General features: G+C 46.7%; 4 protein-coding genes. 1 reads left to right on the forward strand and 3 read right to left on the reverse strand.

Features of this window, described 5'->3' with window-relative positions; translation table 11 throughout:
* The 3 genes from AC2VE5_RS26960 to AC2VE5_RS26970 form a co-directional block, all read right to left on the reverse strand.
* Positions 1-186 (reverse strand): reverse transcriptase N-terminal domain-containing protein (locus tag AC2VE5_RS26960; RefSeq protein WP_486890607.1); only part of this gene is annotated, 186 nt, incomplete at its 3' end.
* Between the two features lie 651 nt (positions 187-837).
* Positions 838-1,248 carry a zinc-finger-containing protein gene (locus tag AC2VE5_RS26965; RefSeq protein ID WP_486890609.1) on the reverse strand — a complete coding sequence of 137 codons (411 nt, stop codon included), beginning with the start codon at positions 1,246-1,248 and terminating at the stop codon, positions 838-840.
* Positions 1,245-1,493, reverse strand: coding sequence for a hypothetical protein (locus AC2VE5_RS26970; RefSeq protein WP_486890610.1), 249 nt, complete (start codon positions 1,491-1,493; stop codon positions 1,245-1,247). The genes AC2VE5_RS26965 and AC2VE5_RS26970 overlap by 4 nt, the downstream gene beginning before the upstream one ends.
* 109 nt (positions 1,494-1,602) lie before the next feature.
* Between AC2VE5_RS26970 and AC2VE5_RS26975 the strand changes: the two genes are divergently transcribed.
* A partial coding sequence (locus AC2VE5_RS26975; RefSeq protein ID WP_486886923.1) for an IS1/IS1595 family N-terminal zinc-binding domain-containing protein occupies positions 1,603-1,699 on the forward strand: 97 nt, incomplete at its 3' end.

Below are 1,699 nucleotides of genomic sequence, written 5' to 3' on the forward strand. Positions count from 1 at the left end.
ACGAATTGCCAATAGTCTTGCAGACTTGGACTTTAAGATTAGTTTCTGAAGTGACCTAGCTTTTCGCTTGTCTTCAACTGAAACTGCTTTGAACACTCGTTTTTGCAAGCGGAATAAGTCACGCCGAAATTTCTTCCAGGGTAGATTCTTCCAAAGTTCACTAGCGTTATCGCCGTGTCTAACCATGCTTTGCTCCAAAAGGTGTGTTTTTTGAACCTTGACCCAATTACGGGTCATCCTACCCAATCTGCGGGATTCCGCATCTCGCCCATGCCTACTGGGGTTACGATGCCCCAGACCTAACAGACTGTTTTTATTCGTTCCTCAAGGTGATTGTTCGTTCCCTTAGATGGATTCAATTCACCCGCCAGAACCCCATACTCGTACCGCTATCGACGGACAAATGCGGCGGGATACTAATCTCTGGCGTGGTCAGTATTTTCCAGGTATTACCTGATTCACGTACTGCCAGAAAATAGGATGCTTTTCTAGAATCTGTTTCATCATAGGAACTCCCTGTTAGCGCCAGTGTCAACTGTGAATAAGAAAGTTGTCTGGTTGCGCCCTGTTCCCAGCTTCAGCCTGTTAAAATCGAGTTAACTCACTGTGGGCAGATAAGGAGTCACGTCCGAGTTTGACGGGTAGGGCTTTCACCTACATCATCCTTGAAGTTCAGCTAGACTTGGAAGTCTTGGCTGGGTAGCTTATGTACGGACTGATTACCGTGATTCAGCTACCAACGAATCGAACGCCATCTTTTTCCCAAACTGCAACCATATCAAAACCGTCATTACGATTAATTGCGGGTGCTTTAGACTTCATTGTATTTCTCCTTATTTAGCAACAGGTTTTTACTCTCGTTTTGGCACTGCGCCGACTTTTCGTAAAAGCTTCAATACAGGCGATCGCTCTTTGGCACTGCCGGATGTCAAACATAGCAATATGAGTCCGTTCTAGGGGCAATCTCATTACTTTCGATAGCCACTTGTAAGCAGCATTACGGCAAGAGAACATCCCCAGTTTCCACAGAGGATCAAACTTTTGATGGGCAAGTCTGCGCCATCTCCGTAACTCTTTATCAGCTAAAGTTCCGAGGGGTTTAATTGTCCCAGGATGACACCCGACCTTGGCATCACACTGGGGATAAGAGTCGCATAAATAGATAAACCCGTAGTGGCAACCGTAAATTTTGGCGCTGTCTATCAAAGACACACTGCTGCCACAAAAGGGACACCGTTGAGGTTTCATCGGCTTACCCCCTGCAATTGCTCTAGTACCGCTATTTCCTCTGTTATGGCTCTAGCGAGGGCTAGTTGTCCTGAGCAGGATAGGTCTTGGAGTAAGGCGATCGCTTTGTTGAAGTGAGGACAGCGATCGCAAACATGGTCGAAATCGACGGCACTAGGCTCGGTTGCCTCGTAAATAGCTGTCATAGCGATCGCAGCTTTCTTGTCCTGGCTCAAGTATTGCAGATGGTTCTCTAACTGCTGCAAAGTTGGCTCGTCTTTTTGATTAAGCGAGTGGCTGGTTAAATTAAGGGTAGTGCGTCAAATAAACGTGGGATTGGTAGAGTAGAGGGGATCTCTCATCTGCAACTCGTCCATGCAATGCCCTTTGTGTGATCATTCTAAAGCCCATAAACACGGCAAGATGCCCAACGGACATCAACGCTATCTCTGTCCTGTTTGCCAACAGACGT

The organism is Aliterella sp. E5.1, assembly GCF_057473825.1.

Excerpts from the sequence above, each read along its gene's own strand:
- AC2VE5_RS26965 (WP_486890609.1), bottom strand. The coding sequence starts at position 1,248 with ATGAAACCTCAACGGTGTCCCTTTTGTGGCAGCAGTGTGTCTTTGATA.